At 71.7% G+C, this 18,542-nt stretch carries 17 protein-coding genes and 1 pseudogene; 3 read left to right on the top strand and 15 right to left on the bottom strand.

The features are described 5' to 3' along the window. Window positions 1-1,358 (top strand): annotated as a pseudogene (locus tag AB0I04_RS51800) (hypothetical protein); the annotation flags it as partial. A gap of 345 nt (window positions 1,359-1,703) precedes the next feature. Here AB0I04_RS51800 and ftsY read toward each other — a convergent pair. The 13 genes from ftsY to rsmD form a co-directional block, all read right to left on the bottom strand. Continuing rightward, the gene (gene ftsY, locus AB0I04_RS51795; RefSeq protein WP_360903228.1) at window positions 1,704-2,864 is read right to left on the bottom strand and encodes a signal recognition particle-docking protein FtsY; all 1,161 of its coding nucleotides are present in this window, start codon (window positions 2,862-2,864) and stop codon (window positions 1,704-1,706) included. A gap of 199 nt (window positions 2,865-3,063) precedes the next feature. Beyond that, window positions 3,064-3,714 carry a DivIVA domain-containing protein gene (locus tag AB0I04_RS51790; protein ID WP_360903225.1) on the bottom strand — a complete coding sequence of 217 codons (651 nt, stop codon included), beginning with the start codon at window positions 3,712-3,714 and terminating at the stop codon, window positions 3,064-3,066. A gap of 9 nt (window positions 3,715-3,723) precedes the next feature. Further along, window positions 3,724-4,800 carry an FAD-binding oxidoreductase gene (locus tag AB0I04_RS51785; protein WP_360903222.1) on the bottom strand — a complete coding sequence of 359 codons (1,077 nt, stop codon included), beginning with the start codon at window positions 4,798-4,800 and terminating at the stop codon, window positions 3,724-3,726. A 73-nt stretch (window positions 4,801-4,873) separates the two neighbouring features. Continuing rightward, entirely contained in the window at window positions 4,874-5,275 is a 402-nt protein-coding gene (locus AB0I04_RS51780; RefSeq protein ID WP_360903219.1) for a globin domain-containing protein, read from the bottom strand. Between the two features lie 129 nt (window positions 5,276-5,404). After that, window positions 5,405-9,070 (bottom strand): chromosome segregation protein SMC, encoded by a 3,666-nt coding sequence (smc, locus tag AB0I04_RS51775; protein ID WP_360903216.1) that lies wholly within the window; start codon window positions 9,068-9,070, stop codon window positions 5,405-5,407. Between the two features lie 468 nt (window positions 9,071-9,538). After that, window positions 9,539-9,736 carry a hypothetical protein gene (locus tag AB0I04_RS51770; protein ID WP_345443759.1) on the bottom strand — a complete coding sequence of 66 codons (198 nt, stop codon included), beginning with the start codon at window positions 9,734-9,736 and terminating at the stop codon, window positions 9,539-9,541. 167 nt (window positions 9,737-9,903) lie between these two features. Beyond that, entirely contained in the window at window positions 9,904-10,182 is a 279-nt protein-coding gene (locus tag AB0I04_RS51765) for an acylphosphatase (protein ID WP_360903212.1), read from the bottom strand. A 215-nt stretch (window positions 10,183-10,397) separates the two neighbouring features. Beyond that, window positions 10,398-11,252, bottom strand: a complete 855-nt coding sequence (mutM, locus tag AB0I04_RS51760; protein ID WP_360903209.1) for a bifunctional DNA-formamidopyrimidine glycosylase/DNA-(apurinic or apyrimidinic site) lyase — start codon at window positions 11,250-11,252, stop codon at window positions 10,398-10,400. Next, window positions 11,252-11,971, bottom strand: a complete 720-nt coding sequence (gene rnc, locus AB0I04_RS51755; protein WP_360903206.1) for a ribonuclease III — start codon at window positions 11,969-11,971, stop codon at window positions 11,252-11,254. Before rnc ends, mutM begins: the two co-directional genes overlap by 1 nt. A gap of 177 nt (window positions 11,972-12,148) precedes the next feature. Beyond that, window positions 12,149-12,325 (bottom strand): 50S ribosomal protein L32, encoded by a 177-nt coding sequence (gene rpmF, locus AB0I04_RS51750; protein WP_285569124.1) that lies wholly within the window; start codon window positions 12,323-12,325, stop codon window positions 12,149-12,151. A 1-nt stretch (window position 12,326) separates the two neighbouring features. Beyond that, the gene (locus AB0I04_RS51745; protein ID WP_360903202.1) at window positions 12,327-12,911 is read right to left on the bottom strand and encodes a DUF177 domain-containing protein; all 585 of its coding nucleotides are present in this window, start codon (window positions 12,909-12,911) and stop codon (window positions 12,327-12,329) included. Window positions 12,912-13,021: 110 nt separating this feature from the next. After that, complete coding sequence (coaD, locus tag AB0I04_RS51740; protein WP_360903199.1) at window positions 13,022-13,501, bottom strand: pantetheine-phosphate adenylyltransferase; 480 nt, start codon at window positions 13,499-13,501, stop codon at window positions 13,022-13,024. 29 nt (window positions 13,502-13,530) lie between these two features. Further along, entirely contained in the window at window positions 13,531-14,097 is a 567-nt protein-coding gene (gene rsmD, locus AB0I04_RS51735; protein WP_360903196.1) for a 16S rRNA (guanine(966)-N(2))-methyltransferase RsmD, read from the bottom strand. Between the two features lie 269 nt (window positions 14,098-14,366). On the opposite strand from rsmD, the gene AB0I04_RS51730 reads away from it, so the two are divergent. Beyond that, window positions 14,367-15,110, top strand: a complete 744-nt coding sequence (locus tag AB0I04_RS51730) for a hypothetical protein (protein ID WP_360903193.1) — start codon at window positions 14,367-14,369, stop codon at window positions 15,108-15,110. A gap of 214 nt (window positions 15,111-15,324) precedes the next feature. Here AB0I04_RS51730 and AB0I04_RS51725 read toward each other — a convergent pair whose 3' ends face one another. Next, window positions 15,325-16,065 (bottom strand): TetR/AcrR family transcriptional regulator C-terminal domain-containing protein, encoded by a 741-nt coding sequence (locus AB0I04_RS51725; protein WP_360903190.1) that lies wholly within the window; start codon window positions 16,063-16,065, stop codon window positions 15,325-15,327. A 105-nt stretch (window positions 16,066-16,170) separates the two neighbouring features. On the opposite strand from AB0I04_RS51725, the gene AB0I04_RS51720 reads away from it, so the two are divergent. After that, window positions 16,171-17,694 carry an MDR family MFS transporter gene (locus AB0I04_RS51720; RefSeq protein ID WP_360903187.1) on the top strand — a complete coding sequence of 508 codons (1,524 nt, stop codon included), beginning with the start codon at window positions 16,171-16,173 and terminating at the stop codon, window positions 17,692-17,694. Here AB0I04_RS51720 and AB0I04_RS51715 read toward each other — a convergent pair. Further along, on the bottom strand, window positions 17,641-18,219 hold the full coding sequence (locus AB0I04_RS51715; RefSeq protein ID WP_360903184.1) for a hypothetical protein: 579 nt from the start codon (window positions 18,217-18,219) through the stop codon (window positions 17,641-17,643). The genes AB0I04_RS51720 and AB0I04_RS51715 overlap by 54 nt on opposite strands. Window positions 18,220-18,542 lie beyond the last annotated feature (323 nt).

Below are 18,542 nucleotides of genomic sequence, written 5' to 3'. Positions count from 1 at the left end.
GCTTCACCACCCTCACCGGCGGCAGCACCACCGCCCTCCCCCGCCACCAAACCCTCCGCGCCACCATGGACTGGAGCCACGACCTGTGCTCCCCCTCCGAACAACACCTCTGGGCCCGCCTCGCCACCTTCCCCGGCGGCGTCGACCTCGACACCGCCGAAGAGATCTGCTCCGGCAGGGACATCGCCGCCGAGGACGTGTTCGGCCTCTGCGCCGAATTGGTGGACAAGTCGATCCTGACCGCCGAACGGGCCGGTACCCGCACGCGGTACCGCATGCTCGACAGCATCCGCGCGTACGGGCGTGAACTCCTGGACACGCCCGAGGAACGGCGGCTGCTCGAGCGGTACTGCGTCCACTACGGGGCGCTGGTCCAGCGGTGCCGGATCGACCGGATGACCGCCGATCAGCTCGACCGCTTCCGGACGTTGCAGGTCGAGCTGCCCAACCTACGTGTGGCCATCGAGGGCTGCTACGGCCGCCCGGCCTCGGCGCCCGCGGGGTTGGAGATCGCCTCGTCGATGTGGGGGTTCTGGCTGCTCGCCGGGGCCCTCACCGAGGGCCGCCACTGGCTGGAGCGCGGGCTGGACCTCGTACCCGCTCCCGTGGACGCCCGGATCACCGCGCTGTGGGTCGACGCCCTGCTCGCCCTCTACCAGCGTGACATCCCCGGGGCGCTCGCGCGGATCGACGAGTGCCGCCCGCTCGCTGACGCGGCGGGGGACACGACGGCGTCGGCGTTCGCCACCATGGTGTCCGGCATCGCCACGCTGTCCACCGGGAACGGCCGCCGCGGGCTCGGCCTGATGAAGGAGGCCCGGGACCGCCACTGGGCCACCGGTGATCTCGACGCCGTCGGCCTCAACCTCTACCTGGCGTCGATGTTCTGCGTCTCGCACGACCCGAACCTCGCCGCGGCGCTCGGCGAGGAGCTCGTGGCCCTCTGCGACGCCAAGGACGCGCCCCTGTTCCGGGCGTACGCGCTGTTCGCCATCGGTGTCGCCACATGGAAGCAGGGCGACTGGCGGCAGGCGGAGAGGATGATGCGCCAGGTCGCCGGCCCCTGGGCCGTGATCGAGGACCGCTGGGGGCTCGCCCAGTTCCTGGAGGTGCTGGCCTGGACCGCGGGTGCCCGCGGCGCCCATGAGCGCGCGGCCCGCCTGCTCGGCGCCGCGGACCGCGTCTGGCAGGAGATCGGCTTCTCGCCGACCCAGCTGCCGTATCACGTCAGCTTCCACCAGGGGTGCCAGACGCACGCCCAGGAGGCTCTGGGGCGCCGAGGGTTCGGCGCGGCGTTCCGCGGCGGGGCCAGGCTGACCCTGGCCGCCGCCGTCGCCGACGCCCTCCGCGAGGACTGACCGCCCGGACCGCCGGCACCCTCCACGGGGCCCACCGCCCAGACCGCTGACGCCCTCCGCGGAGAGCCGCTCGCCCGGACCGCCCGCACCCTCCACGGGGAGCCGACCGCCCGGAGCCCCGACACCCTCACGAGGACCGACCGCCAGGACCCCCAGCCCCCTCCACGGGGACTGGGGTCGGACCGCCGCTCCCCTCTACGAGTGCCGGCCGTCCGGACCGCCGGCACTCTCCAGAGGACCGGCCGAACCGCCCGAATGCCTCATCCATGCGCCGCCCCGCCCCGGCCGACGACGCCTCGCGAGCCCCGCGCCGGGGGCCGGTAGCCGGCACCGTGGCCGCTCGGGTCAGCCGCCCAGGATGGCGTCGACGAAGCCCTCCGGGTCGAAGGGTGCCAGGTCGTCGGGGCCCTCCCCCAGACCGACGAGCTTGACCGGGACGCCGAGCTCACGCTGGACCGCGATGACGATGCCGCCCTTGGCGGTGCCGTCCAGCTTGGTCAGCGCGATGCCGGTGACGTCGACGACCTCGGCGAACACGCGGGCCTGGCGCAGGCCGTTCTGCCCGGTCGTCGCGTCGAGCACGAGAATGACCTCGTCGACCTGGGCCTGCTTCTCGACGACGCGCTTGACCTTGCCGAGCTCGTCCATCAGGCCGGTCTTCGTGTGGAGGCGGCCAGCGGTGTCGACGATGACCGTGTCGACGCGGTCCTCGATGCCCTTCTTCACCGACTCGAACGCGACGCTCGCCGGGTCGGCGCCCTCGTCCCTGCGCACGACCTCGGCGCCGACCCGGGACCCCCAGGTCTGCAGCTGGTCGGCGGCGGCGGCGCGGAACGTGTCGGCCGCCCCGAGGAGGACGGACCGGCCGTCTCCGACGAGCACCCGCGCGAGCTTGCCGCAGGTGGTCGTCTTGCCCGTACCGTTGACGCCGACCACGAGAATGATCGCCGGCTGGGCGCCGTGCGGCTCGGTGCGCAGGGAGCGGTCCCAGTCCTTGCCGATCTGGGCGAGCATCTCGTCCTTGAGCATTCCGCGGACCTCATCCGGGGTCCGCGAGCCGTAGACCTTCACCTTGGTGCGCAGGTCTTCGACGATCTGCCGGGCGGGCGTGACGCCGACGTCGGCCTGGACGAGGGTGTCCTCGATCTCGTCCCAGGCGTCGTCGTCCAGCGTTTCGCGGGACAGCAGGGTGAGCAGGGTCTTTCCCAGGGCGTTCTGGGAGCGGGACAGCCGCGCCCTTAGCCGTACGAGGCGGCCGGCGGACGGCGGCGGCACCTCGATCTCGGGCGGGGCGGGCGGTGCCTCGGGGACCGGCGCCCGGGCGGGCGGCGCGACGGTCTCTTCTTCCTCGATGACGGCGGTGCCGCCGCGCGGGGCCTCGGGCGTCTTGGGCGCTTCCGGTGCCCGCGGCGGCGGTGCCGCACCGCGTCGACCCCGGACCAGGAAGAACCCGCCCGCCACGACGGCGAGCACGACGATGGCGATGGCGAGAATCACGTATTCCATAGCGTGTCCCAGTCTCGCAGAAGGATCCGGCTGCCCTCCCCGGTCCCTTACCCGCTCGCCGCCCGTCGGTGCGGTCGCGCCCGCCCGATCCTTACCCGCTCACCGCCGTCGGTACGGTCGCACCCCGCCCGATCCCTACCAGCTCACCACCCGTCGGTGCGGTCGTACTCCCGCCCGGCCGGCGCGCGGCCGGGGACGATCAGTCCAGGCGGGGAGGTACCGCGCGGGTGTGGGAGACCGAGTCGCGCTCGGACTTCTCCCACTCCTCGACATTGCGCAGCAGCGCCTCGAGGTAGGTGCGCAGGTGGGTCCGGTAGACATCGCTGAACGTCCGCAGGTAGGCGAGCTCGCGCTCGAGCTCCCGCCGTTCGTCCCCGGACATCGGCTCGGTCGACGGGGCGACCGCCGCGGCGGCGTTCGACGCCTGCCGGTGGGCCTCCTCCAGGACGAGGACGGCGCGGGACTGAGCGTCGGCGAGGATCTCCTCCCGGCCGCGCCTGGCCTCTTCGGTGATCTCCCTGCTGTACCGCTGCGCGTCGGCGACGTACTGGTCCGCGGTCTGCTGCGCGTTCGACAGGATCCGTACGGCCTGGATGTGGGCGTCCTCGGGCTGCACCGTGCTCACGCCCGGCGGGCTGCCCGCGATGCGTTCTCGCAGGCGGGCGACCTCGTTCTCCAGGGCCGCCTTCTCGTTGAGGACGCGGACCAGCTCCTGCTCGACCTGGCCCAGGAATGCCCGGACCTGGTCCTCGTCGAAGCCCCGGCGACCGAGCGCAGCGCGGTGGAAGTTGACCGACTGCAGCTCCGCCGGGGTGAGGCGCTGGGCGCCGTGAATGTCGGGGGAGGTCATAACTCTCCTCTAAGCGTCCGCGTACTTGTCGGTCCGGATGCGATCGTGGCTCAGCCCGAGTTGGAGGAGCCGATCGACGGTCGCGTCGGTCATTCCAGGCGAGCCGCAGACATAGGCGTCATGGTCCTGCCACCGACCGTACAGTCCGACGATGTCGGGAAGCGTTCCGCGCTCGGCCGCCGGGCCGGGATCGTGGTCGGAGACCGCCGGGATGACGGTGAGCCACGGCGTCCCGGCCGCCCGCTTCTGCAACTCGTCCAGGTCGTACAGTCCGTCGACGTATCGGGCGCCGAAGAAGAGGTGGACGCGCGGCGGGTTGGGCCGCGCGGCGATCTGATCGAGGATCGCCTTGAGCGGTGCCAGACCGGTGCTGCCTCCGATGAGCAGTACGTCGCGTTCCGACCGGTCGTCGAGGGTCATCGTGCCGATCGGGGCACCGAGTTTGACCCAGTCGCCGACGGCGATCGATCGGACGAGGACCGGGCTGACCGGGCCGCCGTCGATCAGCCGTACGTGGAAGTCCAGAGTGTTGTCGGGGCGGGGGGCGTTCGCCATCGAGTAGTAGCGCCACATCCGCATGCGGGCCGGGACCTCCAGCGCGACGGCCTGCCCGGGCCGGTACGAGAACGGCCGGTCGGGGAGGACCCGCATGACCGCGAGGTCGAATCGCCGGCGTTCGTGCGCGATGACCTGAGCGTTCCACCACGACGGGCGCGCCGCGGCGTCCTCCTGGGCCGACTCGATCATGACGTTCGAGAGCAGGTTGTAGGCGTCCGTCCAGTCCTGCGCCAGCTGCTCGCTCCACGACGGCCCGGAGAAGTAGCGGAGGGTCGCGACGAGGCTCGCCCCGACTTCGGGATAGTGCAGGGCCTCCACTCCGAATTTGCGGTGATCCCGGCCGAGTTGCTGCACGAACGGAACGAGATCCGGAAGGTTGTCGACCTGCGACACGATGCGTCCCAGCGCGGACAACAGACGATCGCGCTGATGGCTCATGCCGACGGGGAACATCTCCCGCAGCCGCGGATTCCGCAGGAATAGATCGGAGTAGAAGAAAAGCGCTACCTGGTCACCGTGCTGCGCCACGTGAGCGAAGTTGTCTTTCAGCCGTTGAGCATCCACACATTCTCCCGAAACCGGGCGGGCCGTCGCCCGGCGGCTAGTTCTGGCCGGCGGCCTTCACCATGACGCCGGCGACCACGCCGTACGCCTCCACCCAGTCCTTCTCCAGCTCGGCGCTCCAGTCGTCGCCGCTGAAGTGCTTGAGCGTCGACACGAGGCTGGTGCCCACCTCGGGGTAGTGCTGCGCGGTGACGCCGAATCCGCCGTGCGTGCGGCCCAGTTCCTCGAGGTACGGGACGAGCTGCTCCGGGTCGTCCACGAGCGACACGATCTGCACGAGCGCCCCCAGCAGGACCTCCTGCTGACGCGCCATCGACGCCGGGAAAAGGGGGCGGTACTGCGGATTGCGCTGGAACAGGTCGGCGTAGAAGTACTCGGCCACGTCCATGCCGTGGGTCGCTACCTGGGCGAAGTTGCCTTTGAGTCGCTGCGGGTCCACTTTGACCTCCTGGTGTTTTTACGCCTTGAGGGGACCGCCGTGACTCTAGCGAGAGTGGAACAAAATGTGACGAAAGTTACGATATGAACGAGCCGAAACACTTTTGACAACGAATCCGGAAGCCTTTTGTCAGGCCGGCTCGTGTTCGCGAAGGCGCTGACTGACGACCTGAGTCACGCCGTCGCCGCGCATGCTGACGCCGTAGAGGGCGTCCGCGGACTCCATCGTCCGCTTCTGGTGAGTGATGACGATGAGCTGCGACGACGCGCGCAGTTCCTCGAAGATGGCGAGGAGCCGCTGGGTGTTGGTGTCGTCCAGCGCCGCCTCGACCTCGTCCAGCACGTAGAACGGCGACGGCCGCGCCTTGAAGATCGCTGCCAGGAAGGCGACGGCCACGAGGGAGCGCTCGCCACCGGACAGCAGCGACAGCCGCTTGACCTTCTTGCCCGGGGGCCGCGCCTCGACCTCGATCCCGGTCGTGAGCATGTCCTCCGGGTCGGTCAGCGACAGCTTGCCCTCCCCGCCCGGGAACAGCCGGGAGAAGATGCCGACGAACTCGCGCTCGGTGTCCTCGTAGGCCGCGGCGAACACCTGCTGGACGCGATCGTCGACCTCCTTGACCACGGTGAGCAGATCCCGGCGGGTCTTCTTCAGGTCCTCCAGCTGTGAGGTCAGGAAGGCGTGGCGCTCCTCCAGCGCCGCGAACTCCTCCAGGGCGAGAGGGTTCACCTTGCCCAGCTGGGCAAGCTGGCGTTCGGCCTGCTTGGCGCGCTTCTCCTGCTTGACCCGGTCGTACGGCTCGGAGACGGCGTCCTCGGGGGCGTCCGGGGCGGGCGGCACCGCCTGATCCGGGCCGTACTCGGCGATCAGCACGTCGACCTCGAGCCCGTACTCCTCCATCGCGCGCTCTTCGAACTGCTGCAGACGCAGCCGCTGCTCGGCCCGCGCGACCTCGCTGCCGTGCGCGACGTTGACGAGCTTCTCGTGCTCGGAGGTGAGTTCCCTCACACTGGTCCGGACGGTCTTCAGCTCTTCCTCGCGGGCGGCGCGCGCCTGCTCCTGCGTCTCGCGCTCGGCGACGGCCGCGGCGATCGAGACCTCGATGCGGTCCAGAGCCCGCTGGGCGCCGGCCACGACGGCCTGCGCCACCTGGGCGTCGCGCTCCCGGCGCCGGCGGCGCTCGGCCGCGCGGGCGCGCTCCTCGCGCTCGCGGGCGGCGGCCCGCTCCAGCTGGTCGGCCCGGCCGGCGATGGCGGCGACCCGCTCCTCGGCGGTGCGGACGTTCAGCCGCGCCTCCATCTCGGCCGACCGCAGCTGCTGGCAACGCTCGTTCAGCTCATCGCGGCGGGCGGTGTCCTGGTCGTCGTCGTCCTCGACCGGCTCGGCCTCGGCGATCTCCAGGCGCTCGCGCAGCTCGGCGGCCGCCATCAGGTCGCGGTCGCGGGCCTCCTCGGCGGCGCTCAGCGACCGGGCCAGGCGCTCGGCCTCCTGCCGGGCCGCCTGCGCCGCGGCCTGCAGCCGCGCCACCTGCTTGGCCTCCTGCGCCGCCTCGGCAGCCGCCTCCCGCATCCGGGCGCGCACCTTGTCCAGGCCCGCCTGCGCACGGTTCACGCCGGCCTGGGCCTCGCCTACCGCCGCCTGCGCGGCCTCCAGCACCGCCTGGGCGCGCTGCTCCTCCGCGATGGCCTCCTCCAGAGCGACGGCGGTGCCCTCGGCCTTCGCCTCGGCGGTCGCGAGCCCCTCGGCGGCCTCGTCGCGGGCGGAGCGCATCTGCAGCAGGCTCTGCCGCTTGCCGCCGCCGAGCGCCCAGTGGGCGCCGAGCAGATCGCCCTCGCGCGTCACCGCCCGCAGCGCGGGCCGGGCCCGGACGAGCGCGGCGGCGGCGGGCAGGTCGTCGACCACCACGACGCCGGCCAGCAGGTGGCGGACCGCAGCCCGCACCGGCTCGGGGGCGGTGACCAGGTCGGCCGCCAGGCGCGCGCCGTCCGGCAGGGCGGGACGCTCGCCGCCCCCGTCGGACGCGGGAAGGCGCGCGCCGACGACGACGCCGGCCTGCCCGGCGTCCTCGGCGCGCAGCAGGGTCAGCGCGGCCTCGGCGGTGTCGAGCGAGGCGACGGCGACGGCCTCGGCGGCCGCGCCGAGCGCCGTCGCGACCGCGATCTCGGCGCCCGGCTCGACCGACAGCAGGGACGCCATCGTGCCGAGGACCCCGTCGAGATCGGCTGCGAGCAGGACCTCCCCGCCGTCGGCCGCGCTGCCCATCGTCTGGTCCAGGGCCTCGACGCGGGCCTGCAGCGCCGTGACCTCCTTCTGCGCCGCCTGGTCGGCACCCCGCGAGGCGGCGACGCGGTCCCGCGCCTGCTTGAGCAGTCCCCGGGGCTCCTCGACGGCCTCACGCGCCTGCTCGGCGGCCTCCTTGGCCTGCTCGAGGACCTCCTGGGCGCGCTCGTGCTCGGCGGCCAGCTCCGGGTCCTCGGCGGCCTCGGTGTCCTGCTCCTCGTACTCGGCCTGGGCCGCCGCCGCGCGCTCCCGTGCGTCGGCGAGCGCCTCCTGGAGCCGGCCGATCTCCGCCTCGGTGGCCTGCACCTTGCTGCCGAGGGCCTCGACCCGGCCGCGCAGCCGGGCGAGCCCCTCGCGGCGGTCGGCGGCCGCCCGCGCGGCGTCCTGCAGGCGGTACTCCTCCTCTTTCAAAGCCGCCTCGGCGGTGGCGCGCTCGTCCACGGCCTCGGCCAGCAGGTCCTGCGCCGCCTCGAGCCGGGCGCCCAGGACCTCCTCCTGCTCCCGGATCTGCGCGGCCTCGCGCTCCATGTCCTCCGGGTCGCGGCCCCGGCGCTCCTCCGCCTGCGCCTCGACCGCGTTGCGGTGCCGCTCGGCGGCGAGCTCGCCGACGCCGCGCAGGCGCTCGCGCAGCGAGGACAGCTGGAACCAGGTGTCCTGCACCTGGGCGAGGACCGGCGCCTGCTCGGCCGCCTCGGCCTCCAGGGCGGCCTCCCGCTGCTGGGCCTGCGTCAGGGCCTGCTCCACCGCCGTACGGCGCTCGCGGATGCTCGCCTCGTCGGCCGCCTCCTGCTGCAGCTTGGCCGTGAGCGTCACCAGGTCGTCGGCGAGGAGCCGCAGCCGCGCGTCGCGCAGCTCGGACTGGATGACCGCCGCCCGCCGGGCGATCTCCGCCTGCCGGCCCAGGGGCTTGAGCTGGCGGCGCAGCTCGGTGGTGAGGTCCTGCACACGCGTGAGGTTGGCCTGCATCGCGTTGAGCTTGCGGAGGGCCTTCTCCTTGCGCTTGCGGTGCTTGAGGACGCCGGCGGCCTCCTCGATCATCGCCCGCCGCCCCTCCGGGCCGGAGTGCAGGACGCGGTCGAGCTGTCCCTGTCCGATGATGACGTGCATCTCCCGGCCGATGCCGGAGTCGGACAGCAGCTCCTGGACGTCCAGCAGACGGCAGGGGTCGCCGTTGATGGAGTACTCGCTCTGCCCGGACCGGAACATCAGCCGGCTGATCGTGACCTCGGTGTAGTCGATGGGCAGCGCGCCGTCGGAGTTGTCGATCGTGAGGACGACCTCGGCGCGGCCGAGCGGCGGGCGCGAGGAGGTGCCCGCGAAGATCACGTCCTCCATCTTGCCGCCGCGCAGCGACTTGGCGCCCTGCTCCCCCATCACCCAGGCGAGCGCGTCGACGACATTGGACTTGCCCGAGCCGTTCGGACCGACGACACAGGTGATCCCGGGCTCCAGGCGCAGCGTGGTCGAGGACGCGAAGGACTTGAAACCCCGCAGTGTGAGGCTCTTCAAGTACAAGCGTCCACCGATCCTTTCTCCGAGCCGGGAGGTCGGCCGGGGCGGGTTGGTCGGGCAAGGAAGGGCCGGCGGGTGGACCGCCCCAAGCCGTGCCCACGGCGCCCGGCCATCCCCGCACGATACCGTCCGGCACCTTCCGGGCCGGGTATCCGACTTTCACCAATGTGCCATGGTCGAACGTCACGCGTGGCATGTCTCCGGCGGAATCCCCACCGTGCCGGGGCGACGTCGCACAGGAACGCCGAACGCAGGCTGTGGCGTCTGTCACAGCCGGGCGAACGGACGGCCCGGTTCGAAGACCGATCGGAATTCCCCGTACGAGCCGGGGAATTGGATCATGAAAATGTTTCCCCTGACATTGCATGACGACCGGCTCGGCCGAATATGCATGCACCGGAACGGTGGCCGGCGGGGGCGAACAAAAAGGGACGTCAGGTCGACGTCCCTTTTAAACATGCGGCGCTGACGTCAGGTCAGCGCCGGTTCGCGATCCTTGACGGCAAGCGCCATGACTTCATTGTCAGCAACAGCGGCAAGCGCGTCGTTTTCGGACTGGAGCCGTACGAGTTCGGCCTCCAGGTCACGGACACGTTGCTGCAGGCGCCGCATCTCCGCAACCATGCGGGGGTCCGGACCGCCGACGTGGCCGAGTAGAGCCTTCGCCATGATTAAGGGTCCTCCACGCTGAGTGACCAGCAGGAATGGTCGCGCACGAAGAGCTACTTGAGGTGCGCGTAACAACTAGGGTCGCACCGGCAGGAGAGCCGGTCAAGACAGATGTCACAGACCCGTAACAACCTGTCCGTACAAGTTTAGCAGACCTCCCAGACCGATCACCGTTCGGCGAAGCCTTGAAGTCCGCCACGCGGCTCGGTCCAGCGATCCGATACACCGGTGACCCTTCCCGGCGTCGTTCCACCACGCAACAGCTCCAAAAGCACTTCGCATGCCTTACGCGGCCCCTCGGCGATCACTTCGACCCGGCCATCCACGAGATTGCTCGCCGAACCGGTCAAGCCGAGTTCCAGTGCGCGGGAGCGCACCCACCACCGGAAGCCGACACCTTGCACCCGGCCCCGCACCCAGGCGGTAAGCCGTACGTCATCATCCATTCCCCTGATCGTAGGCGTGTACACCGCGTAGCCCATCGAGCACGAAAAACTCCATTTCCGGACAGCCCGGAAGGGCGGCGGTCTTGTCCCGACCGGCCTCCCGGCCTGTCCGGACCAACCGACCCCGACCGACCTCCCTGCCTGTCCCGACCGACCCCGACCGACCTCCGGGCCTCCCCGACCGACCCCGACCGGCTTCCCGGCCTCGGCTCGGGTCAGTAGTGCGCGCGGCGGGGACGCGGCTGGCAGGTGGGGCAGGTGAAAGAGGAGCGGTTCATGAAGGCGTCGCGGCGGATGGGGCTGCCGCACCGCGCGCAGGGCTCGTCGCGCCGCCCGTAGGCGTTGAGCGACCGCTCGAAGTAGCCGCTCTCGCCGTTCACGTTGACGTAGAGGCTGTCGAAGGAGGTGCCGCCCGCCTCGAGCGCCGCGGCCATGACCTCGCGCACCCCCGTCAGCAGGCGCGTCGCCTCCGGCCGGGTGAGGGTCTCGGTCGGTCGCGCCCAGTGCAGCCGGGCCCGCCACAGGGCCTCGTCGGCGTAGATGTTGCCCACACCGCTGATCAGCGACTGGTCGAGAAGCGCCCGTTTCACCCCGGTGCGCCGGCGCCGCAGGGCCCCGTAGAACGCCTCCTCGTCGAAGGCGTCCTCGAGCGGGTCCGGGGCGATGTGCGCGATCGGCTCGGGTACGCCGTCCACGGTCGCGGCCAGGGCGAGATGCCCGAAGGTGCGCTGGTCGATGAAGCGCAGGTCCCGTCCTCCGTCGGAGAAGGTGAACCGGGCGCGCAGGTGCTTCTCCGGCGGCCGCTCCGGATCGTCGACGATCAGCTGGCCGCTCATGCCGAGGTGGGCCAGCAGCGCCTCGTCGTCGCCGACCGGGAGCCAGAGGTACTTCCCGCGTCGTCGCGCCGCCACGACGGTCCGGCCGGTCATCCGCACCGCCAGGTCCGCGGGCCCCTCCGCGTGCCGGCGCGCCGCGCGTGGATGCAGCACCTCGGCCGACCGGACCGTACGGCCGACCACCCAGCGCTCGACGCCGCGCCGGACGACCTCCACCTCGGGAAGCTCGGGCATCAGTCTTGCGGCTTCTCTCCGGAGCGCTCGCGGATCGCCCGCCACGCCGCCTCGGCCGCCTGCTGCTCGGCCTCCTTCTTGCTGCGCCCCTCGCCGCGGCCGTACTCCGTACCGCCGACGACCACCACGGCGCGGAACGTCTTCTGGTGGTCCGGGCCGCTCTCCTCCACGTGGTACTCGGGAACGCCGAGATCCTCCGTGGCGGTCAGCTCCTGCAGGGAGGTCTTCCAGTCCAGCCCGGCGCCCAGGCTGGCCGAGCGGGTGATCAGCGGGTCGAACAGGCGGTGGACCAGATCGTCGGCGGCCTTGAGGCCCAGGTCGAGGTAGACCGCGCCGATCAGCGCCTCGAGCGTGTCGGCGAGGATCGAGGACTTGTCGCGCCCTCCGGTGCCCTCCTCACCGCGGCCGAGCCGGATGTAGGCGCCCAGACCGAGCGCGCGGGCCACGCCGGCGAGGGCGCGCATGTTGACCACCGCGGCCCGTAGCTTGGCGAGCTGTCCCTCAGGCAGGTCCGGATGGTTGCGGAACAGGGTGTCGGTGACGACGAGGCCGAGCACCGAGTCGCCGAGGAACTCCAGGCGCTCGTTGGTCGGCAGTCCGCCGTTCTCGTAGGCGTAGGACCGGTGGGTCAGGGCGCGTTCGAGGAGCGCCGGGTCGGGGCTGACGCCGAGGGCGTCCTCCAGCGGACCACGGTCGGACGCCGAATGATCGGTCTTCACGCGACCCCCACAACAAGGGTCGCGTCGTAGGGAATTCTCACGGTTCTTCCTCCGAGGAAGGGTCCGCGAGGGCGAGGCGCACGCCGGGTGTCTCCGGCGTCCGCCACGACCTCGGGCGAGTCTTCATCGCGAGACGAGGTCGGGGGCGGCATTGCGGCCGCCCCCGGGGTACGTCGTTCAGGCCACGTCGATGACCTGTCGGCGGTTGTAGGTGCCGCAGGTCGGGCACGCGGTGTGCGGCAGCTTCTCGTCGCGGCACTGCGGGCAGCGCACGAGCGTCGGCGCCTGGGTCTTCCACTGCGAGCGACGGTGCCGCGTGTTGCTGCGCGACTTCTTCCGCTTAGGTACGGCCACGTCAGCCCTCCTGGTCTTCTTGTCGTTGATCCAACATGCCCTGCAATGCCGCCCACCGGGGGTCGACGGCCTCGTGGTGGTGGTCCGGCTCGGCGTCGGCCAGCCGCACCCCGCACTCCGAGCACAGGCCGGGACAGTCGTCCTGGCACAGCGGGGACAGCGGCAGTGCGAGCACCATCGCGTCCCGGACCACCGGCTCGAGATCGATGAGATCTCCCTCGAGACGGAACTCGTCGTCCTCCGCACTCTCGCCGGAGCGAGTGTCGGAGTAGACGAAGAGCTCCTGGAAGTCCACCTCGATGGACGAGGTGACCGAGTCCAGGCAGCGCGCGCACTCTCCGGTGAGAGGTGCCCGCGCCGTGCCCGAGACGAGCACGCCCTCCATGACCGCCTCGAGCCGAAGGTCCAGCTCGATGTCGGCGCCCTCGGGGACACCGACCATCTCGACGCCGAGATCCGCCGGAGCCGCCACGGTCCTGGATTCCTCGCGCATCGATCCCGGTCTGCGGCCCAGCGTGGTCGTGTCGATCACGAATGGAGCCCGGGGATCGATGCGGGTCAGGTTCTTCCTGCTTCCGTGAGGCATGGCGCATCACCGCCGTCGTACAAGGTCGATTGGCAAGGTTACCAACGCGCGGGCGTTCCCCCAACTCGGCCACCCGCCGTCACCTGACGGACGGCCCGCTCAGAACCGCTCTAAGACTGTTCGAAGCGCCGGATGAGCCGCCGCTCGACCGGCTCGGGCACCAGACCGGAGACGTCTCCGCCGTACTGCGCGACCTCCTTGACCAGGCTGGAGGACAGGAAGGAGTACAGCGGGTTCGTGGCCATGAACATCGTCTCCACCCCGGCCAGCTGGTGGTTCATCTGCGCGATCTGCAGCTCGTAGTCGAAGTCGCTGACCGCGCGCAGACCGCGGACGATCACCGGGATGTCGCGCTCGCGGCAGAAGTCGACCGTGAGTCCGTGGAACTTCTCGACGACGACGTTGCCGTACTGCTTCGTCACCTCGGCGATCATCTCGACGCGTTCGTCGACGGTGAAGAGGCTCTTCTTGGAAATGTTGATGAGGACGGCGACGACGACCTCGTCGTACAGCCGCGACGCCCGGCTGATGATGTCGAGGTGTCCGTTGGTGACGGGGTCGTAGGAGCCCGGACAGACAACACGGCGCACGAGGTGAGCACCCTTCGCTGAGGAAGCCGTCAGTGACCTGCGGCGTGACCGTACCAAAGCGTCCCTTCGCCGTAGCGACGGGCCCTGCCCTCCTCATACCCCGCCGGCCAGCGCACCGGTCCGTCCCGTGTGGCCCGCTCGATCGCGACCAGCGCGTCCGGCGCCAGCCAGCCGTGATCACGCAGGTCCTCGAGCATCCGGGTGACGACCTCGCCGCTCACGGCGTACGGCGGGTCCGCGAAGATCAGGTCGTACGGCTCGGGCGCCGGGCGCCGCACCACCCGCTCGACGCGGTCGGTCACCAGCTCGGCGCCGGGCAGCCCGAGGGCGTCGATGTTGGCCTTGATCACCTTGGCGGCGCGCGGCGCCGACTCGACCAGCAGCACGTGCGCCGCCCCGCGCGACAGCGCCTCCAGCCCCACCGCCCCGGACCCCGCGAACAGGTCGGCCGCCCGCAGGCCGGTCAGGTCGCCGAGCAGCGAGTGGATCGAGGCGAACAGCCCTTCGCGGGCGCGGTCGCTGGTCGGCCGGGTGTCACGGCCGGAGGGAACCGAGATGCGCCGGCCCCCGGCCGTTCCTGCGATGAGTCGGGTCACTCCCCCAGTCTGCCCAGCCATCGCGCGCACCGCTCCGCGCCCCGGCCCGTACAGAAGGAGCGACCGGGCGATCATTCCCACGGACTACCGCTCGTGACAGACTAGTCGCGGTTCGTACGGTGCGTCCGAGTTCTTCCGGCGCACGCGACCGGGAGGGGGCCAGAAGGTGCCGTCGGTCTGCGAAGGCGTGTCCACGTCACCGCCGGCCCGTGCGCCGCCCTGCCTCCCGGTCTCGGCCCCCCGCTCCTTCGACCTGGAGAGATCCCCCCATGCGAATACGCACGAGGCTGGCGACGACGGCCGGCCTGACGATCCTCGGCGGCACCGCCCTCAGCGGTGTCGCCCACGCCGAGACCGGCGGGCTCGGTCTCGGCGGCGACCTGACCACTCCCGTGACCAAGACCCTGTCCGGCGTCGCGAAGACGACGGACCGGACCACTCGCACCGTGCGGAAGGCGACGTCCGGCACCTCGTACAGCACCGCACGGCGCTCCACCGGCTCCGGCCTTCACGTGAACCTTCCGGTCGGCGTGAGCCTTCCGGTCGGCGTGAACCTGTCGGGGCGCCGCGCCTCCCTGTCCGCCGGCGTGAAGGTGTCTCTGGGCCGCGCCCAGGTCGGAGCCTCCCTCGGGCTCTGCGCAGGGTGCTCGGCCCCCCGCCCGGCTCCGGGCTCGCCGCCGGCACCGGGCCAGCCGACCCCGCCAGGTCAGCCGACCCCGCCTGGCCAGCCGAGCCCGCCGGGCGGTCAGCCGCCGGGTTCACAGCCGCCTGGCACTCAGCCGCCGGGCTCCGCACCACCGGTCACGCAGCCTCCGGTGGCCCAGCCTCCGTTGCCGCCCCTGGGCGCCCCGGCCGGCAAGGGAGAGCTGACGACGGTCGGCGCGCCGCGTCTGCCGCATCTGCCGTACACCGGCGGACCGTTCGGAGTGCTCGCGTTCCTGGGTGTGATCGCCGTGGCGACCGGGGCGGCGGCCGTCATCAGCGCCCGCCCGAAGGCACGCCTCAGCGCCTGAACGCCCGGGACCGGAGGGCGCCTCCCATTCGAAGGCGCCCTCCGGTCCCCATGCGGAGGCGGCGTCTGGACCCGTCCGAATGCCGGAGCCCCGGCATCAGAACGAGCATCCAACCTCAACAGCCCGCCCCGCCGAGGCGCCCTCTGCGCCCGCCGGACGCCCGAGCCCCGCTCCTGTGAGACGGTCTGCGGGCGCGCAGCGCCGGCGCCGTTCCTTAGCCGTACTGTCGCTCGATTCCGTCGAGCATCCAGTTCAGGCCCTGTTCGAAGTCGCCTCCGGTGCACCGGAGGCCGTCTCTGAGCAGGGGGGTGATGGCCACGAACTCGCCGCTGTCGGCGAGGCCTTGAAGGTAGGGCTGGACGAGCTCTTCGCCTTCGAGGCCGCCGGCCTCGGCGTGCCGGGCGATCTCCCGCTCCCGGATCTCGCGGCTGACGAAGCCGAGGACGTAGTCGTCGACCGCCGCGATGGCCCGCCAGGCGTCGAGGGGCTCCAGCCGGAGACCGGAGAGCGCCGCGACCGACTGCTCGAGATGACGCAGGCCGTTCGGGCCGATCATGGCGTGGGACCGCTGGTTGACCAGGTCGATCTGCCAGGGGTGGCGCAGGCCGACCTCTCGCGACCGGCAGGCGATCGCCGTGATCGCCTGCCGCCAGTCTGCCGGCAGCCCTTCGGCGATGAGCACCTCGCCCGCGATCTCCTCGGTCATGAGGTCGAACAGGTCGGCCTTGCTGTCGATGTAGGAGTACAGGCTCATCGTGCGGGCGCCGAGCTCGGTCGCGATCCGCCGGATCGAGACGGCGGCGAGCCCTTCGGCGTCGGCGATCCGCAGCGCAGCCGTGACGATCGCCTCGCGCGACAGCGTCGATCGCCGCTTGCCGGACTCTCGCGCCCAGACGGGGGTCACCGACCGTGCTTTCGCCCGATCACGGTCGCTGACCTGCTCTGAAGCACCCACGCCCAAAATGTTATCCGGCTATGTCCGTTGTTGATCGATACAGCGTACGATTTGCCGATACGCTGTACGAAATACCGCTACAGCGTACGACGAAGGAGTCAGGGCATGACTTCCGTGACCGACCGGCCGCCGGGGGACGCGGTCTTCGATCCGGAGCTTCGACGGCTGGCCGCCGTCGTCGTCCTCGGCGCGATGATGACGATCCTCGACGCGACGATCGTCAACGTGGCGATCAACACCCTCGGCCGTGACTTCCACACCTCCCTGTCCACCATCCAGTGGGTGATGACGGGCTACACGCTCGCCCTCGCCATGACCATCCCGCTCACCGGCTGGGCCGTTCAGCGGTTCGGCGGCAGGACGATGTGGATCACCTCGATCGTCCTGTTCATCGCCGGTTCCGTGCTCTGCGGCGCCGCCTGGTCGGTGACCAGCCTCATCGCGTTCCGCGTCGTGCAGGCGATCGGCGGGGGCATGCTCATGCCCGTCGGGCAGACGATGCTGGCCCGCAAGGCCGGCCCCGAGCGGATGGGCCGGGTGATGAGCGTCGTCGCCGTCCCGGCCATGCTCGGGCCGGTCCTGGGCCCGGTGCTCGGCGGGCTGATCGTCGACGACCTGTCCTGGCGCTGGATGTTCTACGTGAACGTGCCCGTCTGCGCGCTCGCGCTCCTGGCCGCGTTCGCCTGGCTGCCTCGCGACACCGACCGGCAGGCCGGCACCCCGCTCGACGTTTTCGGCCTCGTGCTGCTCTCTCCCGGCCTGGCCGCCCTCGTCTACGGCCTGTCCCAGACCGGGAACGGCCACGGCGTCACCGACCCGCAGGTGTACGGCTGGGCGGGCGCCGGTGTCGTGCTCATCGCCGTCTTCGTCGTCCGCGCGTTGACCCGGGGCGACCGCGCGCTGGTCGACGTGCGGCTCTTCCGGGACCGGGGGTTCACGGCCTCGGGGGTCGCGCTGTTCGTCTACGTCGGGGCGCTGTTCGGGGTGACGTTCATGGCGCCGCTGTACCTCCAGACGGTGCGCTCCGACAGCCCACTGCACGCCGGGCTGTTGCTGGCCCCCATGGGGATCGGCGCGGCGCTCAGCATGCCGGTCGCAGGACGGCTCACGGACCGCGTCGGCTCCCGCGTGCTGGCCGTGTCCGGGCTCGTCGTCGTGCTGGCCGGGCTGTCGGCGTACACCCGGTTGAGCGCCGACACGAGCAGGCTCCTCCTGGGCGCGGCCATGCTCCTGGTGGGGATCGGCCACGGCATGATGATGCCGTCGCTGATGGCGGCCGCGTACCTTCGCCTGAGCAGGGCGGCGGTGCCGGCGGCCACGACGGCGAGCAACATCGTCGTACGGGTGGGCAGTTCCTTCGGCGTCGCCGCCCTGGCGGTGGCTCTGCAGATCTCCATCCGCCACCAGGTCCCGGGCGCGACCGGGAGCCTCGCCTCCGTGAGCCGGGTACGGTCACCGGACCTGCCGTCCCGCCTGGCCCACGCGTTCGGCGGCGGCTTCTGGTGGGCGTCCGCGATCGCCGCGGCGGCGGTCGTGCCGATCCTGCTCCTCCCCCGGCGCCGGCCGCCGGCGGTCTCAGTAGTCGAGGGCGACGGTTCCGTCGCTGAGCCGGTGGACGACCGCGCCTAGGTCCTCGACGTCGATGAGGGCGCCGCGCAGCCCGTACACGAACGCGGCGCCCTCGAACCGTTCGGCGGTCCGGCGCAGGCGCTCGGCCCGGCCCGCGTCGTCGCCCGCGAGTTCCTCCGCGTCGGCGACGTCGACCAGGAGGTACGGCCGGGGGCCCTTCTCGGCGACGCGCAGCCGCGAGACGCGCTCCCAGGGGACGAACACGTCGTACCCGCGCCGCGCGAACACCCGCAGCCGCACGCCCGCGGCCGTGAAGACGGGCGGGGTCCGCAGCAGCCGGAACTCCGCGCGAGCGAGGAACGCCATGCCGATGGCGGAGCCGAGCAGCCCGAGCCCGAGGAGGGGGAAGATGACGAACACGGCGCCGGCCGCCGCCTGCTCCGACAGCCGCCGCATCGCGATCAGCAGGTACCCCACCGTGACGAGTATGAGCAGCGCGCCGACGGCCGAGACGGTGGCCAGGGCGGCGATCACATAGGCGGGCGCGGCGGCGATGGGGACCGGAAAGTCGCTCTTCTCCTCCACTACGGGAGCGTAACCATGGAAGGAAGATCGCGGCGACGTCTTCCCCGGCGCGTCGGGGCGACCGTGATCGACATCGCGGGCTCACACACGACACTCGGGCAAGAAACGGGCGCCGGACGGCTTCGGGCCGCCAGGACGACGCTCGGCGACAGACGACCCCGCGCCGACGGCTCTGGCGATCGACCGGCGCCCGGTGGGCGCGGCGGTCGGCGAAACGACATGAGCGGGGGGTTTCCAGGCGGCCGGCCTCTCCCGATCGTCCGTGGGCCCGACCGAGCCGGCCGATCGACCGCCTCCCCGCGGTGGCCGGCGGTGCCGCCCGG

The sequence above is a fragment of the Actinoallomurus sp. NPDC050550 genome (assembly GCF_040655075.1).
In the GTDB taxonomy this organism is placed as follows: Bacteria; Actinomycetota; Actinomycetes; order Streptosporangiales; family Streptosporangiaceae; genus Actinoallomurus.
The sequence above is the reverse complement of the archived record's forward strand: the minus strand, read 5'-3'. Positions and strand labels throughout refer to the sequence as shown.

What these genes read in the sequence shown, in the direction of transcription:
- ftsY (WP_360903228.1), bottom strand. Translation starts at nt 2,864, where the DNA reads ATGGAATACGTGATTCTCGCCATCGCCATCGTCGTGCTCGCCGTCGTG.
- AB0I04_RS51790 (WP_360903225.1), bottom strand. Translation starts at nt 3,714, where the DNA reads ATGACCTCCCCCGACATTCACGGCGCCCAGCGCCTCACCCCGGCGGAG.
- AB0I04_RS51770 (WP_345443759.1), bottom strand. Translation starts at nt 9,736, where the DNA reads ATGGCGAAGGCTCTACTCGGCCACGTCGGCGGTCCGGACCCCCGCATG.
- AB0I04_RS51765 (WP_360903212.1), bottom strand. Translation starts at nt 10,182, where the DNA reads ATGGATGATGACGTACGGCTTACCGCCTGGGTGCGGGGCCGGGTGCAA.
- mutM (WP_360903209.1), bottom strand. Translation starts at nt 11,252, where the DNA reads ATGCCCGAGCTTCCCGAGGTGGAGGTCGTCCGGCGCGGCGTCGAGCGC.
- AB0I04_RS51745 (WP_360903202.1), bottom strand. Translation starts at nt 12,911, where the DNA reads ATGCCTCACGGAAGCAGGAAGAACCTGACCCGCATCGATCCCCGGGCT.
- AB0I04_RS51730 (WP_360903193.1), top strand. Translation starts at nt 14,367, where the DNA reads ATGCGAATACGCACGAGGCTGGCGACGACGGCCGGCCTGACGATCCTC.
- AB0I04_RS51720 (WP_360903187.1), top strand. Translation starts at nt 16,171, where the DNA reads ATGACTTCCGTGACCGACCGGCCGCCGGGGGACGCGGTCTTCGATCCG.